This is a genomic window from Rhodococcus sp. NKCM2511 (assembly GCF_014905595.1).
In the GTDB taxonomy this organism is placed as follows: domain Bacteria; phylum Actinomycetota; class Actinomycetes; order Mycobacteriales; family Mycobacteriaceae; genus Rhodococcoides; species Rhodococcoides fascians.
This window is the reverse complement of record NZ_BNHJ02000002.1, coordinates 156,482-175,919: the sequence shown is the minus strand read 5'-3', so window position 1 is coordinate 175,919 and position 19,438 is coordinate 156,482. Positions and strand designations below refer to the sequence as shown.

At 66.6% G+C, this 19,438-nt stretch carries 17 protein-coding genes; 6 read left to right on the top strand and 11 right to left on the bottom strand.

The window, feature by feature from the left end:
* Positions 1-18: 18 nt before the first annotated feature.
* Both JLZ96_RS17410 and JLZ96_RS17405 read left to right on the top strand, forming a co-directional pair.
* Positions 19-993, top strand: a complete 975-nt coding sequence (locus tag JLZ96_RS17410; protein WP_201010836.1) for an ROK family protein — start codon at positions 19-21, stop codon at positions 991-993.
* Positions 994-1,170: 177 nt separating this feature from the next.
* Positions 1,171-1,899: a 1-acyl-sn-glycerol-3-phosphate acyltransferase gene (locus JLZ96_RS17405; RefSeq protein ID WP_201010835.1), complete on the top strand. Its 729-nt coding sequence runs from the start codon at positions 1,171-1,173 to the stop codon at positions 1,897-1,899.
* Positions 1,900-1,908: 9 nt separating this feature from the next.
* Here the strand turns inward: JLZ96_RS17405 and JLZ96_RS17400 are convergent, their stop codons facing one another.
* Positions 1,909-3,201, bottom strand: a complete 1,293-nt coding sequence (locus JLZ96_RS17400; RefSeq protein ID WP_201010834.1) for a glycosyltransferase 87 family protein — start codon at positions 3,199-3,201, stop codon at positions 1,909-1,911.
* 80 nt (positions 3,202-3,281) lie between these two features.
* Here JLZ96_RS17400 and JLZ96_RS17395 point away from each other — a divergent pair, with 80 nt between their 5' ends.
* Together JLZ96_RS17395 and JLZ96_RS17390 are read left to right on the top strand one after the other, a co-directional pair.
* Positions 3,282-3,773, top strand: a complete 492-nt coding sequence (locus JLZ96_RS17395) for a polyadenylate-specific 3'-exoribonuclease AS (protein WP_032370301.1) — start codon at positions 3,282-3,284, stop codon at positions 3,771-3,773.
* A 45-nt stretch (positions 3,774-3,818) separates the two neighbouring features.
* Positions 3,819-5,204 (top strand): class II 3-deoxy-7-phosphoheptulonate synthase, encoded by a 1,386-nt coding sequence (locus JLZ96_RS17390; protein ID WP_027497364.1) that lies wholly within the window; start codon positions 3,819-3,821, stop codon positions 5,202-5,204.
* Positions 5,205-5,241: 37 nt separating this feature from the next.
* On the opposite strand, the gene pknB is transcribed toward JLZ96_RS17390, so the two are convergent.
* The gene (pknB, locus tag JLZ96_RS17385; RefSeq protein WP_201011020.1) at positions 5,242-7,218 is read right to left on the bottom strand and encodes a Stk1 family PASTA domain-containing Ser/Thr kinase; all 1,977 of its coding nucleotides are present in this window, start codon (positions 7,216-7,218) and stop codon (positions 5,242-5,244) included.
* A 184-nt stretch (positions 7,219-7,402) separates the two neighbouring features.
* Between pknB and JLZ96_RS17380 the strand changes: the two genes are divergently transcribed.
* Entirely contained in the window at positions 7,403-7,774 is a 372-nt protein-coding gene (locus JLZ96_RS17380; RefSeq protein WP_027497362.1) for an Rv2175c family DNA-binding protein, read from the top strand.
* 18 nt (positions 7,775-7,792) lie between these two features.
* Here the strand turns inward: JLZ96_RS17380 and JLZ96_RS17375 are convergent, their stop codons facing one another.
* The 4 genes from JLZ96_RS17375 to JLZ96_RS17360 form a co-directional block, all read right to left on the bottom strand.
* Positions 7,793-8,773, bottom strand: a complete 981-nt coding sequence (locus tag JLZ96_RS17375) for a phytoene/squalene synthase family protein (RefSeq protein WP_032368109.1) — start codon at positions 8,771-8,773, stop codon at positions 7,793-7,795.
* Positions 8,774-8,784: 11 nt separating this feature from the next.
* Positions 8,785-10,422, bottom strand: a complete 1,638-nt coding sequence (locus JLZ96_RS17370) for an alpha-(1->6)-mannopyranosyltransferase A (RefSeq protein WP_201010833.1) — start codon at positions 10,420-10,422, stop codon at positions 8,785-8,787.
* Between the two features lie 160 nt (positions 10,423-10,582).
* A complete protein-coding gene (gene crtI / locus JLZ96_RS17365; RefSeq protein WP_201010832.1) occupies positions 10,583-12,166 on the bottom strand; it encodes a phytoene desaturase family protein in 1,584 nt (527 codons plus the stop codon).
* 11 nt (positions 12,167-12,177) lie between these two features.
* Positions 12,178-13,296, bottom strand: a complete 1,119-nt coding sequence (locus JLZ96_RS17360) for a polyprenyl synthetase family protein (protein WP_045841359.1) — start codon at positions 13,294-13,296, stop codon at positions 12,178-12,180.
* Positions 13,297-13,433: 137 nt separating this feature from the next.
* Here JLZ96_RS17360 and metF point away from each other — a divergent pair, with 137 nt between their 5' ends.
* The gene (gene metF, locus JLZ96_RS17355; RefSeq protein ID WP_236254138.1) at positions 13,434-14,402 is read left to right on the top strand and encodes a methylenetetrahydrofolate reductase [NAD(P)H]; all 969 of its coding nucleotides are present in this window, start codon (positions 13,434-13,436) and stop codon (positions 14,400-14,402) included.
* Between the two features lie 13 nt (positions 14,403-14,415).
* Here the strand turns inward: metF and JLZ96_RS17350 are convergent, their stop codons facing one another.
* From JLZ96_RS17350 to JLZ96_RS17330, 5 genes are read right to left on the bottom strand one after another with little or no spacing between them, the layout of a single operon-like run.
* Positions 14,416-15,564, bottom strand: a complete 1,149-nt coding sequence (locus JLZ96_RS17350; RefSeq protein ID WP_201010831.1) for a glycosyltransferase family 2 protein — start codon at positions 15,562-15,564, stop codon at positions 14,416-14,418.
* Between the two features lie 37 nt (positions 15,565-15,601).
* The gene (locus tag JLZ96_RS17345) at positions 15,602-16,357 is read right to left on the bottom strand and encodes an LppM family (lipo)protein (protein WP_201010830.1); all 756 of its coding nucleotides are present in this window, start codon (positions 16,355-16,357) and stop codon (positions 15,602-15,604) included.
* 10 nt (positions 16,358-16,367) lie between these two features.
* Positions 16,368-17,192, bottom strand: coding sequence for a carotenoid biosynthesis protein (locus JLZ96_RS17340; RefSeq protein WP_201010829.1), 825 nt, complete (start codon positions 17,190-17,192; stop codon positions 16,368-16,370).
* A complete protein-coding gene (locus JLZ96_RS17335) occupies positions 17,189-18,796 on the bottom strand; it encodes an NAD(P)/FAD-dependent oxidoreductase (RefSeq protein ID WP_201010828.1) in 1,608 nt (535 codons plus the stop codon). Before JLZ96_RS17335 ends, JLZ96_RS17340 begins: the two co-directional genes overlap by 4 nt.
* A 4-nt stretch (positions 18,797-18,800) precedes the next feature.
* On the bottom strand, positions 18,801-19,418 hold the full coding sequence (locus JLZ96_RS17330) for an N-acetyltransferase (protein ID WP_201010827.1): 618 nt from the start codon (positions 19,416-19,418) through the stop codon (positions 18,801-18,803).
* Positions 19,419-19,438 lie beyond the last annotated feature (20 nt).

Below are 19,438 nucleotides of genomic sequence, written 5' to 3'. Positions count from 1 at the left end.
CGAGGAAGGCATGAACGAATGAAGCGTCATCATCAGCGATTGACGGTCGGGATCGACGTGGGCGGCACGAGCCTGCGCGCCTCGGTTGTCGACGCGGACGGTCAGGTGCTCGACTCGACCGCAGCACCCACGCCCCACACTGCTCGTGCACTCGAGCGGGGTCTCGACCGCGCCGTGCAGGAGCTGGCCGGCCGACACGACATCGCTGCCGTCGGTCTGGCGGTGGCGGGTCTCATCGATTCCGACCGCACGACGGTCCGGTTCGCCCCGCACCTGCCGTGGGTCGACACGCCGGTCGCAACCGAGATGAGCGAACGCATCGGACTACCGGTGCTGCTCGAACACGACGCCAACTCCGCCGCGTGGGCGGAATACCGTTTCGGAGCGGCATCGGGTGGCCGCAACGTGGTGATGGTGGCGATCGGAACGGGAATCGGTGCGGCGCTGCTGATCGACGGCCGAATCTATCGAGGGAGCCACGGGGTGGCACCCGAACTCGGTCACATTCAGGTGGTGCCCGACGGACGCGCGTGTCCCTGCGGCAAACGCGGGTGCTGGGAACGGTATTGCAGCGGTACCGCACTGGTGGATACGGCGGTGGAGTTGTTGGCCGCAGACCCGTCGTCCTCGACGAGGTTGGCGCGCGAGGTCTTCCTCGATCCCGGCTCGTTGACCGGGCGTCGGATCGCGAGCGCCGCGCACGACGGCGACTCGATCGGCCGACGCACCATGGAGGATTTCGCACACTGGCTCGGCGTCGGACTCTCGATGGTCAGCGATGTGTACGACCCCGATCTGATCGTGTTGGCCGGCGGTGTGGCCACTTCGTCGAGCCAATTCCTCGCTCGTGCCACGGACAAGTACGCCGAGCTCGTCACCGGCGCGGGGCATCGCCCGCTGGCACGGATTCGCAGCACCGAACTGGGTGAGGCCGCGGGGATGATCGGTGCGGCCGAGCTCGCGCGAGCACAGTTCGTCACCACCGCACGATGACGGTCCGGACCGACGCCATGTGATGTCGCACGACGACTCCTCGTCGATGTGGCTGGTGTCATAAACCCTGGGTACAGTTCACTACGCGGCACGGTTCGAGAACGCACGGCCGCAGTCGGTTCGCCCCGCGCGAGCCGGCACACCAACGATTGCCGACCATGATCAGGGAGCACGTCAATGTGGTACTGGCTGTTCAAATACATCATCGTGGGGCCTCTGCTCATTGCCCTGGGTCGGCCCACGATCGAGGGTGCGGAGAACATTCCGACGCACGGCCCGGTGATCCTGGCCAGCAACCACAAAGCGGTTCTCGATTCGTTCTATCTTCCGCTCAAGACCCCGCGGCGCATCACCTTCCTCGCCAAGAGTGAGTACTTCACCGGCTCGGGTCTCAAGGGTGCGTTCCAGAAGTGGTTCTTCACCGCGGTGGGTCAGGTGCCCATCGACCGCACCGGAGCCGACGCGGCACAGGACGCACTGAACGCCGGTGCCCGCGTGATCGAAGCCGGCAAGGTGCTCGGTATCTACCCCGAAGGCACCCGGTCGCCCGACGGCCGGCTCTACAAGGGCAAGACCGGAATGGCGCGCCTGGCATTGCAGACCGGCGTTCAGGTGGTGCCGGTCGCCATGATCGGCACCGAGAAGATGAACCCGATCGGTTCGCGCGTGTGGCGTCCGGCAAAGGTCACCATTCGCGTCGGCAAGCCCATCGACTTCTCCCGGTTCGAGGGAATGGCAGGCAACCGATTCGTCGAGCGCGCCGTCACCGACGAGGTGATGTACGACCTGATGCTGCTCTCGGGTCAGGAGTACGTCGACGTGTACGCGGCCTCGCTGAAGAAGGTTGCGACATCCGAAGATTCGGCTCCGTCCGCGCGCCGTATCCCCGACTCGAAGGCCAGCTGACGACGGCGGTCAGTGAACCGCGGTGTCGCTTTCCTTCGGGGTGACCCGAGGCGAGAGTTTCACGGCCGCGACGGCGACCACAGAGGCCAGCGCCCACCACACGTAGGCGGATGCGGCGAACTGATCGACCAACGGCCAGTCGAGTCCACTCGATCGACCTTCACCGAGTTTCCAGTGCGGTGCGTACACCATGATCGCCAGTCCGACGGCAACCAGAGCCAGTAGCAGTGCGCTTCGACGGCGGTATCCGACGGCGGCCAGCACCATCGCGAACGGTATTGCCCACACCCAGTGGTGTGACCAGGAGACCGGCGAGACCAACAGGCCGAACATCGCGTTCACGGTCAGCGCCAGGGCGATCTCACCGGCGGCGAATGCTTTGCGCATCGCGATTCCCGCAACGAGCAGTACCCCTACCGACACTGCGATCCACAGAATGGAACGGGGGAGCTCGTCCATTCCGAGGCGGGCCAGTACACCTGTGATGGACTGATTCGCCGGGTACGCCGGGCCGCCGATCCGATCGGAATCGATGATCGTCTCGGTCCAGTACTTCACGGAGTCCGACCACGTGAGCGCGAACCCGATCGCCGTGAACACCGCGAAGCTCAATGCCGATACCACTGCAGCGCGAAAGTCCTTGCGCAGCAAGAAGAACAAGACGAAAACTGCGGGAGTGAGTTTGACGGCGGCGACCAGACCGATCAGCGCACCCCGAGGCCACGGAGTCTTCTTCGGCAAGCAGTCGAGCGCGACGAACATCATCAGAACGATGTTGATCTGCCCGTAGTTCAACGTGGACGTGACCGGCTCCAGTACGAGGACGGACACCGCGAACACCGCGCCTGCACTCCACCACACGAGCGTGCGAGGGCGAACCCCCAACGAGATCAGCGTGAGCACAACGGTCGCCAGCAACGCGAGCATGGACAACGACGTCACCGTCATCGACGCGGCGTAGAGCGAGACCTTCGAGAGCGGGCTGAACAGAGCGGCAGCAATCGGGGGATACGTGAACGGCAACGTGGTACCGGTCGCGATGGGAGGAAGCTGGCCGTACAGATCCCCGCCCCGAGCGAACACCTCTCCGCCGAGCCGGTAGACGTCGAGATCCAGTCGATAATGCTCACCCAACGTTCGCAGCCCGGGAAACCCGTTGAGATGGAAGAGCACACCGACCGCCGCCGCGACGACAACGACGACCCTGCTCGACGCCACCGCCCAACGCGGCCACCGGCGTCGCGTCGGGCCGGCAGGCTCCGACGCTTCGGCGACCGGACGGTTGGTGTCGGACGAAGTCACAACGTTCCCTTTCAGGGCTTGTTCGGCTCGGTTCTGCGGTGTGTGGGGGACGTGCCGGGGCACGCGCTAGGGTGAGCCGCGTGCGCTACTTCTACGACACAGAGTTCATCGAGGATGGTCGCACAATCGAGTTGGTGTCGATCGGTGTGGTGTCGGAGGACGGTCGCGAGTTCTATGCGGTGTCCTCCGAGTTCGACCCCGAGCGGGCGGGCCGGTGGGTCCGGCGCAACGTCTTACCCAAGCTGCCACCGTACTCGTCGCCGTTGTGGATGAGCCGATCCCGAATTCGCGACGAACTGCTCGAATTCCTCGTTCCGCACTACGGTGCCGAGGTCGAATTATGGGCATGGGTGGCGGCGTACGACCACGTGGCGCTCTGCCAGCTGTGGGGATCGATGACCGAATTGCCGCGTTCCCTGCCTCGATTCACCCGTGAGCTCCGTCAGCACTGGGAGGATCGCGGCAGTCCCGAGCTTCCCGCGGTGCCCGACGACGCCCACGATGCCCTGGCCGACGCGCGCCACAATCTGGCCAAGTTCCAGGCGATCGAGGAGTACTCGTACCGCGGTTGAACACCCGTTGTCCTGCGGTGACGGCGGTACGAATATCCTGTAGCGGTGAACTGGACTGTCGACGTACCCATCGATCGCTTGCCCGACCTGCCGCCGCTGTCTCCGACACTGCGCACTCGATTGGACGACGCGTTGGCCAAGCCGGCTGCGCAGCAGCCGCAGTGGGATCCCGAGCAGGCCGGCGAGATGCGCAAGGTGCTCGAGAGCGTTCCGCCGATCACCGTCGCAGGTGAGGTCGAGGCGCTGTCGGACAAGCTCGCTGCCGTCGCCCGCGGCGAGGCGTTTCTGCTTCAGGGTGGCGACTGCGCCGAGACGTTCGTCGACAACACCGAACCGCACATCAAGGGCAACATTCGCACGCTGCTGCAGATGGCCGTCGTACTCACCTACGGGGCGAGCATGCCGGTGGTCAAGGTCGCGCGCATCGCCGGCCAGTACGCCAAGCCTCGCTCGTCGAACATCGATGCGCTCGGCCTGCAGTCCTACCGCGGCGACATGATCAACTCGCTGGTGGCCGACGAGAGCGTGCGCGGCCACGATCCGTCACGGCTGGTGCGCGCTTACGCCAACGCGAGTGCGGCGATGAACCTGGTTCGGGCACTGACCGGAGCCGGGATGGCGGACCTGCACAAGGTGCACGACTGGAACCGTGAATTCGTCGCGCAGTCACCCGCCGGAGCACGCTACGAGGCGTTGGCCGGGGAGATCGACCGCGGCCTGCGGTTCATGGACGCCTGTGGCGTCTCCGACCCCAATCTGCACACCGCCCAGATCTTCGCGAGCCACGAAGCACTCGTCCTCGACTACGAACGCGCGATGCTGCGGCTCGACAACACCGACGATCACCCCAAGCTCTACGATCTGTCGGCTCACTTCCTGTGGATCGGCGACCGCACTCGCCAGCTCGACGGCGCGCACATCGCGCTCGCCGAACTGATCTCGAACCCGATCGGGCTCAAGATCGGACCCACCACGACCCCCGAGATGGCCGTCGAATACGTCGAGCGCCTCGACCCGACCAACAAGCCGGGCCGCCTGACGCTGATCTCGCGCATGGGCAACGGCAAGGTTCGGGACATCCTGCCCGCCATCATCGAGAAGGTGCAGGCCACCGGACACCAGGTGATCTGGCAGTGCGACCCGATGCACGGCAACACACACGAGGCGTCCACCGGATACAAGACCCGGCATTTCGACCGCATCGTCGACGAGGTGCAGGGCTTCTTCGAGGTGCACAACGGCCTCGGCACCCATCCGGGCGGAATCCACGTCGAGCTGACCGGTGACGACGTCACCGAATGCCTCGGCGGAGCCCAGGACATCTCTGATCTCGACCTGGCCGGGCGCTACGAAACTGCCTGCGACCCGCGACTGAACACTCAGCAGAGCATCGAGCTGGCATTCCTCGTCGCCGAGATGCTTCGCGGCTGATCGCCGGCACCGCCCTGGCGGGTCAGGGCAGCGGTGGTCAGGGCAGTGAGACGACCATGACCTCGGAGTCCGGTTCCACCCGTGAACCGGCTCCGGGGCTCTGGGAGATGACCAACGAGCCGTCCGTGTCGACCACCTGACGAACATCGATCGTCAGTCCCAGCGAGTCCAGAGTCGTGCGTGCGGATCCCACCGAACGGCCGAGGAGCGACGGCACGGTGACTGCCGTCGACACGTCGAGGACGGCGGTGGTGCCGGACTTGACGGTCTGGCCGGCCTTCGGATTCGTGCCGATCGCTTTTCCGCCGTCGGTGTCCTCGTCGAACGTCTCGCGGACCTCGTCGACGGTGATGCCGACCGATTCGAGAGTCGTCCGTGCCTGATCGACGCTCTGTCCGCGGACGTCGGGAACCTGCACCGGCGGTGCACCTTTGCTGCGCAGCACGGTGACTGCGGCACCGGTGTTCAACACCGTTCCCGGCGGGGGATCGAGCGCCGCGACGCCGCCGATCGGTGCGGTGGTGCTGAATGCCTCGCCGCCGTCGACCGGGGTGAAGGTTCTGTCGCGCAATTGCTGCTGCATGTCTTCGACGGAGGCGTCGGAGTCGATGGAGGGGACGGTCGGGCTGCCCAGTGAGACGAGCAGGAAGACGGTGTCGCCCTTGGCGATTCGGGAACCACCGACGGGGTCGGTGCCGATGAGCAGATCGGTCGAGACGGTGTCGGAGTACGTTCCCCGAACCGTCGCTTCCAAGCCCGACGCTTCGATCGCGCTCGTGGCACCGGTGGTGTCGAGACCGTCGACCATCGGAACTGCGGTGTATCGGCCCGAGCCCATCCACCAGCCGCCGAAACCGACCAACACGGCCAGCAGTGCAACGACCACCAACCAGACGACGATGGCCCGCCGGGACCGTTGGCGATCGGCGGCGAAATCGGGAAATTCGTAGTGTCGCCGGCCCAGGGGTGCCGCCGGCTGCGGGTCGTCCGGTTGCGGTTCGTACTCGATTTCGCGGGATGTCGGTGACGTGACCACTCGGGTGTGGTGCACGCCGTCGGGCGGCGGTACCGGGGGAGCGCTCTGCACCACCTGGGTGCGGGTGGGCGGCTGTCGATCGCCGGCGACTGTCGTCGGTGCGCCCGCAGCCGCCGAGCTCAGGTGCTGTGCCGAACGCTGAGGAGTGGGCACCCGGTACGCGGGAAGTGCCAGCGCCGACGCGGCAGTGCGCAGCGCGCGGGCCATGTCGTCGGCGTTGCGGTATCGGTGTTCCGGGTCGCGGACGGTGGCGTGTTGGACCACGTCGTCGAACTGTGGTGGCACGCCTGCGATGAGGGTCGACGGGAGCGGAACGTCGTTGTCGATGCGCTGGTAGGCGATGGACAGGGATGTGTCGCCGGTGAACGGGGTGCGTCCGGTGAGCAGCTCGAACAGTACGACTCCGACGCCGTAGACGTCGCTGCTCGCGGATGCGGAGCCGGTGGTGACCTGTTCGGGGGACAGATACGCGGCCGTGCCCAGAATCACACTGCTCGAGGTGACGGTGGATGCGGCGACGGCTCGGACCAGCCCGAAGTCGGCGATTTTGACGTCTCCGTCGTCGCTGATCAGGATGTTCTCCGGTTTGATGTCTCGGTGCACCAGACCGGCGCGGTGTGCGACGGCGAGAGCCTCGAGCACAGGGCGAACCACGGCGACTGCGGCGTGCGGAGGCATGGGCCCGCGCTCCCGCAGCAGCTCGCGCAACGTTCCGCCCTCGACGAGCTCCATGACCAGGAATGCGTGATCGCCGTCCCGCCCGTGGTCGTACACGGCCACCAGGCCGGGGTGGCTCAGCCTGGCCACCGCGCGTGCCTCGAACTCGAATCGCTGAACGAACTGCGGGTCCTCGGCGAACTTCGGATCCATGATCTTCACCGCGACAGGTCGATCGAGTCTGGTGTCGAGTCCGCGGTAGACCGTCGACATTCCGCCCCGTGCGATCGGTGCGTCTATTCGATATCGACGATCGAGCATCGAACCCGGTATCACCGAACCTCCCCTCGTCGTCCTCGATGTGTCCGCTCGAAATCCGGACGCCTGACGACGATGGTATCGGCGCCGTGGGTGCTCACCGACGATCGTGGTTCGTGTCTTCGGTCTCCGTGGCGGGCCGCGTCACTTTTGAAGTCTGGACGCCGGACCCGTTAACGTTACCCGCGTGAGTGCCATTCCCTACGCCGACGACGTGCTCGATCCGTCGGTTTCTCTGCTGCAGTTCGCCGATGTCGCCAAGATCCTCGACGTCCCCAAGACGCGCGTCGAGCAGCTCGTGCGGGATCGTCAGCTGTTGGCTCTCAAGCGTTCCCGCGTCCCCGGCGTGCCCGAGCAGTTCTTCGACACGACCAAGGGCGAAATCGTCAAGGGCCTGCCCGGCCTGCTGGCGGTGCTGCACGACGGCGGCTACGAGGACGAAGAAATTCTGCGGTGGTTGTTCGCCGAGGACGACAGTCTGCCCGGTACCCCGGTCGCAGCGTTGCACGGTGACCTGATGCGCGAAGTGATCAGACGCGCTCAGGCAATGGCCTTCTAGCAGCTGGAACAGCGGTCGTCAGCGGACCGTGGCGCGCTTCCAGCCGGTGACGGCGAACTGCGGTAGCGCGACGCGTGCGCGAGTCCACTGCGGCACGGTCGCACGCTGGGAGAGCACCCGGTAGCCCTGCGCCTCGACCTCGTCGAGAATGCGGCCGTACAGAATGGACGCCGTTCGCATGGACGGACGCACTCGCGGATCCAACATGTCGATCCCGGCGTCCGACGTCCGGTAGATCGACCGGGTGACGGCTATCGAGTGGGCGAGGGCGCGGGTGACTCTGGCATCGACCGAGCCGGTGGTCCGGCACCACCGCAACAGATCCTCGTCGACCCCGAAGGCCGCCAGTTCGTCGGTCGGGAGATAGATGCGGTCGCGGTCGAGGTCCTCACCCATGTCGCGGATGAAGTTGGTCAGCTGAAACGCCTCGCCCAACGCCGCAGCCGACGGCTCCGCCTCGGCTCGCGGAACCACCGTTCCGAGAATCGGCAACATCTGCAGTCCGATGACTGCGGCCGATCCGTACATGTACTCGTTCAACTGCTCCATCGTTCGGTACCGCGAGACGAACATCGCGCTGCCCGGGATGTCCATGCGCATCGAATGCATGAACGCGAAAAAGTAATCGTGGGGAATCTCGTACCGAGCGACCGTGTCGCACAATGCGCTCAACACCTGATCGGATGTGCTGTCGGACAGCGGTTTTCCGGCCAAGGCGTCGCGCACCCGGGATTCGATGATGTCGAGTTCGACGATTCTGCGGGCGTTCAGTTCGTCCGAACCGACCGCGATGTCGGTGCCCTCGAGGTCGACGATGTCGTCGACCATCCGAGCGAAACCGTACAGAGCGTGCACGGCTGCGCGCTTGTCGACGGGCAACAGTCTGGTTGCCAGAAAATAGGTCTTGCCGTGCTGGGCGTTCAGTTCGCGGCAGATGCGATACGCCTCGTGCAGAGCAGGATCGATGTCGGTCAGTTCTCTCGATACGCGGGCACTCATGGCGCGGGACCTCACGGTGTGGCGTCGTCTTCGTTGGAGACGGGCGCGGTCTTGGGGGCGTTGGGTACGGCACGGTGTTCCCGGGAGCGGTCCGATCGCAAACGCAACGGGTCGACTCGGGTCAGCGCCAGCGCGGCAACGACTGCAGCGAAAACTGCGAGGGCCACGTGCACGAACGTGTACAGGCCGATGGATCCGTCGGGTTGGAACACCAGCATCAGCCAGGTCGACAGGCCGGTGAGAACCATCAGAGTTCGGCGGGACAACGCAAAGCCGGCCGCGATCGCCAACGGCCACGAGTAGTACCAGGGCAGCGCGGCGGGGGAGAGAACGACAGTGGCGACGAGAGCGATCAGGATGCCCTTGACAGCGTCCCGCTCGGATCGGCGGCCCAACCACCACGCCCCGGCCAGGATGACCACCAAGGCGATCGCGCACAGCAACCGGGTGACGTCGAGAACCGGTCCGAGACGCAGATCGAGGAACCACGAGGTGCTGACGGTCACCAGATGCGCGAGGATCGTCGGCAGCGACAGCCAGTTGATGATCTTCGCCGAGCCGGACAACGCCGTGAGCCAGCCGATGCCGACTCCGGCGATCACAGACGCGACGGCGAACACCGCGACGAAAACGGACGCTCCGATGCCCGCGGTCTTCGTGAACGCCAGAATCGGTGCAGGCGGTGTGCGGCCTTCTTCGCGCGCCTTGTCGCGGAGGTGCAGCATCCAGATCCACACCAGGAACGGCAGAGCGAGACCGGCAGTTGCCTTGATGGCCACAGCGATCGCCACCAGCGCGATGCCGGCCACGTGGCGACGCTCGAGCGCGAGCACGATGCCCGCGGTCATCAGGCCGACCATGAGCAACTCGTTGTGCACTCCGCCGATGAGGTGGATCAGCACCAGGGGATTGAGCACGGCGAGCCACACCGCCGTCGTGGCGCGCCCGCCCAGATGGGTGGCCAGTCGCGGGACGGCCCACATCATCAGAGCGAGCCCGGGGAGCATGGTCAGGCGAAGCAGCATGGTTCCGGCGATCACATTGTCACCGGTCAGGCTCGTGATGCCGCGACCGAGGAGTAGGAACAGCGGCCCGTACGGGGCAGTGGTCGTGGTCCACACGTTGCTGACGTTGTCGAGCAGGATTCCCGGATTGGCAACGGGCCCAACGGCATACGGGTCGAAGCCGTCCCGTAGCAACGCACCTTGAGCGAGGTACGAGTAAGCGTCGCGGCTGAACATCGGCACCGACAGCAGCAGCGGTGCCGTCCATGCGGGCACGATCCACCGGAGCTCGCCCACTGTGGTGCGGCCGTGCAGCGTGGCGCGGCCGAGCCTGACCCAGGCGGTGATCATCAACAGCACACCGGCCCAGACGATGACGGTCGACAGCACGAAGCCGTGACCGAATCGCAGCCACGACAGATGCATCTCTTCGAGCAACGGGTCACGACGGCGCACGCTGCCCGCGCCGAATCCACCGAACATGATGCAGACCGCACCGAGAACCCCGAGGATCGCTGCTTTGCCCTCGGGACTTCGCAGGAAGTTTCCGGTGGTCGTCAGTCTCGACGGATGCCGCGCAGGCACCGGTGCAGACCCGTCCGACGAGCGCCCTTCGGAGGTGGAGTGCGACGAAACCGAAGACATTGCCGCCTGCTCCTCCTCTGCTGCGAGTCGTGTGTGTCGAGATGTGGCTCCGCGCCGCCGCGTTCTCGCTGTCGGCCGAAGGATCATGGTCGCAGCAAAGATCGCGACCGGCAAACGATCGCGCTCAGCTTAGTTGGTCGACGCAGTCGATCGGACGAACCTACCGTCCTCGCGGCCCTGTCACTCGTTCTGCCGCCAGCTTGCCCGAGACCAAGACGGTCGGCACGCCCACACCGGGAGTGGTTCCGGAGCCGGCGAGAACCACGTTGTCGAGGCCGGCGACCATGTTCTTTCTCCGGAACGGCCCGGTCTGCCGGAAGACGTGCGCGGACGAGAACGGCGAGCCCGACAACATGCCTTTGTCCGCCCACGTCTGCGGTGTGTCGATGTGATCGAGCACGAAGGCGTCGGCGAGTCCGGTGTATCCGCGGCCCTCCAGCGTCGCCAGAATCTCTCGGAGGTACGGCTGAGCCAGTTCGGCCCAGGCGAGGGGAGCGCTGTCGAGGTTGGGGCACGGGGCAAGGATCGAGACCGGCTCGCTGCGGACCCCGTCGCGCACGACCTCGAGGCCCGAATCGCTCACCGACGGCCGCGTGATCAGCAGTGACGGATCGGCCATCAGCGATCCTTTGCCGGAGCGGGCGGTGATCCGGCGGAAGGTCTCGGCCCATTCGTTGCCGAAGTCGATGGTGTGGTGCGCCCGCGCAGGCCACGACGCCGTGAGTTCGACCGGAACCGTTCCGTGGGCCACGACGGCGGACGGCGACACGACGCCGTACCCGTTGCGCCTGCCTTTCTTCGACACCGAGGCGCGATCGAGCAGGCGATCGACGACGGGCAAGTCGGCGGTGAGAATCAATGCGTCGCAAGCGATTCGACGTCCATCGGCAGTGAGGACGGCATCGGCACGGCCGCGGTCGACGGTGATGTCGACGATGTCGGTGCCCAGTTCGAGCGTGCCGCCCGCCGTCACGAACGCGTCGGCCATGGCCCGGCCGATAGCCGCCATGCCTCCCTCGGGGAAGAACACCCCGAGGGAGGTGTCCATGTGTGCGATCGCACCGTAGACGGCCAGCGCCTTCTGCGGTGCCATGCCGGCGTAGAGGGCCTGGAACGTGAACACTCGGCGCAGACGGGTGTCCTTCAGGAAACGATCGACCCGTGGCCCGAGGCGACCGAAGCCGCCCAGCTTCGTCAGCGTTGCGGTATCGGTGATCGCGGCCTTGGATCCCACGAGGTCCAGCGGCGAATCGAAGTTCGAGTCGATGAAGCGGTCGAATTCGGCGTCGAAGATGTCGGCGAGCCAGCGCCGGAGATCGCGGTAGCCCTGCGCCTCGGCCGTACCGCAGGTCCGCTCGACCTCGGTGGCCATTGCCTCCGGGTCCGAGTAGACGTCGATGGACGTGCCGTCGGCGTACCGCGTGTGGTACGACGGCGACAGGGACGTCAGCCGAATCGGCGGCGTCGTGGACTCGAAGTCGGCACCCACGGCGGCCAACGCTTCGAGTACCAGGTTCGGCATCGTGAGTACGCTCGCACCGTTGTCGATGTCGTAGAGATGCGTTCCGTCGGAGTCGGTCACCGGATACACCCCCACCCGGCCGCCCACGGTGTCGTCGCGCTCGACGATCGTGACCTTCTTGCCTGCGCCCAGCAGGTGGAGCCCCGCGGCCAGGCCGGCCAATCCAGCTCCCACGACGACGACCGAGTCGGTGCGGCCGGGAACGGTTCGGATCGTAGACATGACGCTCTCTTTCAGTACTGCCGTTGGATGGCGGCGGTGGCCATGGCACGAAGGTGTTCGGCGGCGATCGGATCGATGGAACTGTCGTCCAGCGCGGCAACGGCCCGGGTGCCCAGTTCGTCGATCTGCCGTTCGACGGCGTCGACGGCGCCCAGTTCGGTGAGTATCGATCGGATGTCGGCGACCTCGCTCTCGCTGAGCTCGGTACCGAGACTGGCTCGAATCTTCGCCGCGTGATCGGGACGGCTCGCGTCCGCTTGTTGCAAGGCCACGGCGATGAGCACCGTGCGCTTGCCCTCGGTGATGTCGTCACCCGACGGTTTGCCGGTGATCTCCGGGTCGCCGAACACGCCGAGCAGGTCGTCGCGCAGCTGGAAGGCAATGCCGATGTCGGCACCGAAGCTGCGGTACGCCGCAGTCAGCGGTTCGCCGGCCCCGGCAAGAACGGCCCCGAGGTGCAGCGGGCGTTCGACCGTGTAGGCGGCGGTCTTGTACCGGTTGACGCGCATGGCTGCCGCGACGCTCTCGTCGGTCCCGGCTTCGGCCTCGATGTCGAGGAGTTGACCGCCGAGCACCTCGGTACGCATCGCGGACCACACGGGCTGCGCCCGCCGCGCCGCGTCCGTGTCGATACCCGACTCGCGCAGCATGTCGTCGGCCCAGCACAGCGCCAGGTCGCCGACGAGAACGGCCGCGGAGACCCCGAAGTGATCTGCCGAGCCCGACCACCCCGCATCGCGATGTCGCTGAGCGAAGCCGACATGCACGGTCGGGAAGCCTCGGCGGGTGCGGGACGAGTCGATGATGTCGTCGTGGATCAATGCGCAGGCCTGGATCAATTCGAGGGCCGAGCACGCACGCAGTACTGCGTCGGCGCGGTCCCCGGTGGGCTCACCGCCCGCGCCCAGCCACGCGGTCCACGCGAAGGCCGGGCGCATGCGCTTACCGCCGCGTAGTACGAACGCCTCGAGGTCGGCCACTGCGGCCGGGTAGCCGCCGCCGACGCTGTCGACGACCGCACGACGCGAGGCGAAGAACTCCGCGAGCTTCGCATCGACGGAATCCCGTAGCGACGTCGCATTCACGGACACAGAGTTGGTGGGCGCGGACAGGTCTCCGGACAGGACGATCCTCCAAGGTCTTCGTGGGAAAGACGCGTTACAGTCCCACAGTAATAGGCACCCGAACCCGGCACCGACGAGCAGCGAACTACGCCGTCGGGGGATGCCCAGCGGGCCGGCGGCGCAGCGCAACCTATGATCTTCGGGTGAGCGAAGATTCCGTCAGGGGGCGGTCGAGCCGAGGATTCGTGACGAGGACGCCGTCGATCGTCGACCGATTGCGGACCGAACCCGAAGCGAGGATCCCGTTCTCGGTGGAGTTCTCGCCCCCGCGCGACGAGGCTGCCGAGGCCAGGTTGTGGCGAGCAGTGCGAGAGTTCGAGCAACTCCAGCCCGCGTTCGTGTCGATGACGTACGGCGCAGGTGGTTCCACCCGCGATCGAACGGTGCGCGTCACCGGTCAGATCGCCGAGGAGACGACTCTGCTGCCAGTGGCGCATCTCACTGCCGTGTCGCACAGTGTCGCCGAGTTGCGCTCGATGGTCGGGTCGTACGCCGACCGCGGCATCACCAACATCCTCGTTCTTCGCGGTGACCCCCCGGGAGATCCACTCGGCGAGTGGGAGAAGCATCCCGAGGGAGTCGAGTACGCGGAAGAGCTGGTGCGTATGGTCCGCGAACTGGGCGACTTTCACGTCGGAGTGGCGTCGTTCCCGGAAGGCCATCACCGCGCCGACGATCTCGAGCAGGACACCAGGTGCCTCGTCGGGAAGCTGCGTGCGGGAGCGGAGTATTCGATCACGCAGATGTTCTTCGACGTGGACGACTACCTGCGGCTGCGTGATCGCGTCAGCGCATACGACCCCGAGCAGGGTGCCAAGCCGATCATCCCCGAGATCATGCCCGTCACCTCGCTGCGTTCGGTGCGCCGGATGCTCGAGCTCTCGGGCACGACATTGCCGTCGCATCTGGACGAGAAGTTCACTCGCGCAGCAGGATCCGGAGCCGAGGAAGACAAGGCCGCGGTTCGAGAGGTGGGTATCGAGCTCGCCACGAACATCGGCGAGCGGCTCATCGCGGAAGGTGCGCCCGCGCTGCACTTCATCACGTTGAATTTCGCGCGCGCGACACGTGAGGTCCTGAGCAACCTGGGGCTGGCAGCCGCGCGCGTCTGACTTGCGATCGGCGTTACGACGTCGGCATCGGACGCGACTTCCAGCTCAGCGCGCCGCGGCGTCGTCGCACGTGGGATTCCGCAACGAGCCCCACGAAGGCGAGAATCGACAGCGGGTGCACCGCGGCGTCGACGACGTCGCGAGCGCCGAATCGGGGTCCCGACTCGCGCCGACGAGATGCCACGCGCGAGATGGTCCCGGCGAGGTAACCGACGACACCCAGTCGCCGCGTCGAACCAGAACCGATGACCGCCGCGACCGGCGGCAACAGGTAGACCGTACCCAGCGCAAGGGCAGCGGTGGCCGAACCGACGGGCCCACCGAACTCGTTCCACAGCCACCGGCTGTAACCCGCCCGAACATCGGCGGCCGAGCGGTACATCCGGCACCGTACGAACCCGGCACCGGAGGCAACCGACGTCGAGAACCCGCGTCGACGCAGGACACGCGCGATGTCCAGATCCTCGGTGGCACTCGACGCGACGCAGCTGTGGCCGCCCACGACGCGATACGCGGCGGCATCGAACGCCATGAACTGCCCACAGGCGACGGCCATCGACGGCAGCAGCGTCGCATTGCCGACCGGCACGGGCAGCGTCGACATCCACGACCACGCGAGCAGCGGTTGGACGAGGCGTTCGGCGAGACCACCCGCCACCTGCTCGGGCCAGGGGCACATCAGAGCGTCGCCGCGGCGGCGCAACCTCCTCGCAGCGGCGGCGACGGCCTCGGGTTCGAGCCGGACATCCGCGTCGACGAACATGACGATCGTCGTGTCCACGTCGACCGAGTCGGCCAGTTCGGCGCACGCGGCGGCTTTACCCGTCCACCCGGGCGGCGGCGACGCGTGGGAGGTCACGACGCGGAATCGCGGATCGCCGTTCGCCGCGGTGACGGCCGCGGCTGCCGTTCCGTCGGTCGAATCGTCGTCGAGGACGACGACCTGCAGGTCGGTGCAGAATCGTTGACGCGTGAGATCGCCGATCAACGCAGGCAGCGTGTCGACTTCGTTGCGCGCGGGGATGCACACTGCGACCCGTTCGGTGACGTCAAGGCTCGGTCGACGCAAACCCGGCACGAACAGCGCATTGAACACCGCGACGGCAGCGGAGGTGGAGGCGAGAACGGCAGTCGCCCGACTCGCCCGGGTCAGGACCGTCATTCGGCGAGATCTGTCGTGCGGGACGAGATGGGGGTGATCACACCGACGTTCGGTCCTTCGACTCGCCCGTCTCGGCAGTGCGCTTACGACGGTTGCCCAACGGTGGGTTCCGCGACACCCAGGCCATGGCACCGACGATGGCGGCCACTCCGACGGTCACGCCGCCCACGATGCCCGCCCAGCCGGCGAAGCTACGAGTGTTGGGGTCCGGGTAGTTGACCTCGGCACGCACCGAGGTGACTTCGCCTGCCGGCAGCTTCCACGAGATCGAGTTGTCGCTCTCGCGAGTGCCGTTGGTGGTCCCGATACGGGCGGGAAATGCAATAGTGAACTGCACGTCGGACCCCTGGACCGGTACCGACGACAGGTCGGCATTACCGGCAAGCGTCACGGTGTCGCCCGAACGCTGCAGGGTCAGCTGAAACGATCCGGCCGCGTTCTGGAAGATCGAACCGAGTGTCTGAACATCACCGAACGAAAGGTCGTCGAAGATGGCCTGCGACCCGACGTACCCGTCCTGGTTGTACGGCTCGACGCGGACCTTGTCCTCGATCGAGGAGGGCACCACGAGTTCGGGGCCGGTGTCGGTGTCGGAGGTGGGGACCGTCGCCGCGACGATCTGACCCGCCACTCGGTCGTTGGCCGACACACCCATCGTGACCTGGACCCGCAAGCAGCCGGCCAGCATCGGCGCGACCAGCAGCGTCAGGGCGAGCACCGAGAGAACTCGGCGTCGGCGGGTTCGAGCGGATGTTCGTGATGTCGACTGCACAGCGACATCGTGCCAGGGCATCGCGTCGGTGTCAGTCGGCAGGGGTTGCCATCGGTGCGTGTCGGCTACGTAGAGATCCGCGACGACGTGCGATCCACAGCAACGGGATTCCGACACTACCCATGACGACGAATCCGTAGACGGCCGAGAATCGTAGTTCGGGGCCGTCGAGGAACACCGCGTGCGCGAGCGCCGAACCCAGCCACGTCCACAGGAACAGCCCGATGGGAACGACGTCGTCGGACGCGCGCGGGGCCACCACGCGGTTCACCGCTTCCATGACTGCGGCCATCAATGTCGCCACCAACAGCCAACCCGCGTAGTTGGTCAACGGGATCGACGACACACCCGGCAGTCCGACGGCACCGGACGTCCAGGTCCACTGGCCGTCGGTGACCATCTGAGGATCGAGATACAGGTCCCAGCCCACCATCCCGACGGCGACCGCGGCGATTCGGGATGCAGAAGCTCGGAGCCGTGTCGCGCCGAGATGGCCGACGATGAACGTGACCGCGCACCAGATCGGATAGAACCCCGCCGTCCAGGCGAGTGGAACCACCACGGGGACCTCGAACAGGCTGGGGCCGAGTCGATTCTGCGCGTAGAAGTACTCGCCGAAGGGAAACCCGGTGGCCGTGCCGACGAGTTCGGACACGAATCCCGTTCCTGCAGTCAGGATCACGAGAGCCGCCGCCCACAGCTTTCCGCGGTACAGCACGGCGTGCGCGATCGACGCCAGCGCGAGTAGCGCGACCACCGCGATGGTCACCGCGTCCCGAGTCGAACCCGATACGAGCGGGTAGCAGATCTGGGCTGCGACGGCACCGATCGCGAAGACCGTCGGGGCAATCTTCATGCTCGTCTCCTGCTGAAGAATGCGCGACGACGCCCCGCGCGTGCGTCCGCGAGTGCGATTCTCGCCGCCGAACGGCCGCTGGCCGCTGTGACGCCGCCTCCCGGGTGAGTCGACGCGCCGGTGAGATAGAGACCGTCTGCTCCGGGAACGCGGTGGCCGGCCAGTTGGGGATGAGGACGCCACATCATCATCTGGTCCAGTGACATGTCCAGGTGCATGATGTTGCCTCCGATCAGTCCGAGTTCCTGCTCGATGTCCGGCGGCGACTGTACGTACCGATCGAGGACCGACGCGGCGAATCCAGGGGCGTAGCGATCGAGCTCGGCGACGATTCGATCACCCTCGACCTCGGCCAAAGAACGTTGCCCCGGTACGTTCGAGCGCCACCGGCGGCCATCGGCGAGAGTGTGCGGATGCCACTGCGACCACAGGGAGATCTGATGCTGACCCGGCGGCGCGATCGTCGGATCGAGGGCGCTGAACGACATGCCGAGAACAGCGGGTTTCGGCGGCAGCTCCCCGGCGAGAGCGTGCCCGTGAGCCAACCGCAATTGCGCGCGGTCGCGGACGAGCAGCGCGAGACCGTGGGTACCGTCCTCGATGCAGTCGGCGCTCGGGTACTGCGGCAGCGCGTCGGTGGCCAACCGAACCGCGGTACCGATCCCCGGACCCACCCGAATGGTGGAGCGCCACCGGGCCAGCTGCGCCGCGTCGTGTCCGCCCTCCGCCAGCAGGTCGAGCGTGGTCAGGATGTGACACCCGGCCACGACGATCGTGCTGTCGATCTCCCGTCCCGACGCGGTCCTCGTCGTCCAGCCATGCGCGCGACGCGTCAGCGATACGGCGGCATCGCCGAGCGTCAGCGCTGCCCCGTCCCGGTGCAGCCGGGCGATCATCGCCTCGGTCAGTGCGCCGCTACCGCCGACGGCGCGGCCCGGTGGGAGCGTGTGCATCAGAGCCGCGAAGCCGACCATCGGGGCGGTGCCCGGCTCGGACATCGGCGGGCCGGACTGCGCTCCGAACCATGCCAGCGCAGCCTTGAGTCGCTCACTCGTGAACATTTCGTCCAGCAGGGAATCTCCGGTGGCAAGAAACTCGCGCGAGAGCGAGCTGCCGCCGTCGGGCGCACCGAGTCCCCAGAAGGATCGGAGCAGTTTGGACCCGGTGGGCGGCCCACCGAATGCGCGCATGGTGCGTTCGCTGCGCGGGCCCCACACCGAGACGAAGGAACGGTAGGCGCGCGCATCGGCGGGCCCGCAGGCGGCAGCGATGGACTCGCACGTTCGATCGAGGCTGCGATGGAAGACGATGGCGCGTTCGGCGGTGTCGACGTCGCCCGGGGCGAATGCCCACGGATCGCAGTCGATGTAGCGCAGCCCGAACTCCTCGAGTCCGAGCTCTTCGACGATCCCGGTGTGCCTGATCATGATGTGCGCGGAGGAGCCGCGGTCGACTCGATGGCCGGGGAAGCGCTCCACCGTCGACACCGCACCGCCCGCGACGGTGTCGCGTTCGACGATCTCCACCGACATTCCGGCATCGGTCAGGTAGCAGGCAGAAGTCAGGGCATTGTGGCCGGAGCCCACCACCACAGCATCGATCACACCTTCAGGCTACGGGCCCGTCGAGCGGCAACCGGCGGCCCAGCACCGCGAAGGGGCGCCGGTCGCCGGCGAACGTGAAGTGCCGCAGTACGTCCTCGAAGCCGAGCCGTCGATACAACCGCCAGGCGCGGTTGCCCTCCTGCGCGACCTCGGGTGTGGACAACATCACAGAGTGCGCTCGAACACCGTCGAGCAACCTGCGGCAGAGACGCCCGCCGAGTCCGTGTCCTTGCGCGCTCGGTAGTACGTGCAATTCGGTCAATTCGAAGTAGTCGCCGAGGGTGGCGTCGACGTGCTGTGTCGAGTGTCCGGCGCGGCGCAATCCGTCGCGGACCTGCTGATGCCACCACTGATGGTGCGCGCCGTGATACCCGTACGCAACGGCGACCAGCGTGTCCGGCTGCGTCTTGTCGGGATTGGGCACCATGGCTCCCACCGCTCGCCAGCCCGGCCGGTGCAGATGCTCCGTCCACATCGGTGCGCGGCTGTGCTCGGTTCCGCGGGGATATCCCATGGCCTCGACGTAGATCGCCAGAGCTTCGAACAAGCGCCGACGGAATTCCTGGGGCGTCAGATCGACCACGTAGGGGGTTGTCTGCGCATCGGTGACGACGGTTCTCACCCTTTCTTCGGCAACTTGTC

Excerpts from the sequence above, each read along its gene's own strand:
- JLZ96_RS17375 (WP_032368109.1), bottom strand. The coding sequence starts at position 8,773 with ATGAGTGCCCGCGTATCGAGAGAACTGACCGACATCGATCCTGCTCTG.
- JLZ96_RS17370 (WP_201010833.1), bottom strand. The coding sequence starts at position 10,422 with ATGTCTTCGGTTTCGTCGCACTCCACCTCCGAAGGGCGCTCGTCGGAC.
- JLZ96_RS17410 (WP_201010836.1), top strand. The coding sequence starts at position 19 with ATGAAGCGTCATCATCAGCGATTGACGGTCGGGATCGACGTGGGCGGC.
- JLZ96_RS17350 (WP_201010831.1), bottom strand. The coding sequence starts at position 15,564 with ATGACGGTCCTGACCCGGGCGAGTCGGGCGACTGCCGTTCTCGCCTCC.
- crtI (WP_201010832.1), bottom strand. The coding sequence starts at position 12,166 with ATGTCTACGATCCGAACCGTTCCCGGCCGCACCGACTCGGTCGTCGTC.
- JLZ96_RS17340 (WP_201010829.1), bottom strand. The coding sequence starts at position 17,192 with ATGAAGATTGCCCCGACGGTCTTCGCGATCGGTGCCGTCGCAGCCCAG.
- JLZ96_RS17345 (WP_201010830.1), bottom strand. The coding sequence starts at position 16,357 with ATGCCCTGGCACGATGTCGCTGTGCAGTCGACATCACGAACATCCGCT.
- pknB (WP_201011020.1), bottom strand. The coding sequence starts at position 7,218 with ATGCTCGATCGTCGATATCGAATAGACGCACCGATCGCACGGGGCGGA.
- JLZ96_RS17405 (WP_201010835.1), top strand. The coding sequence starts at position 1,171 with ATGTGGTACTGGCTGTTCAAATACATCATCGTGGGGCCTCTGCTCATT.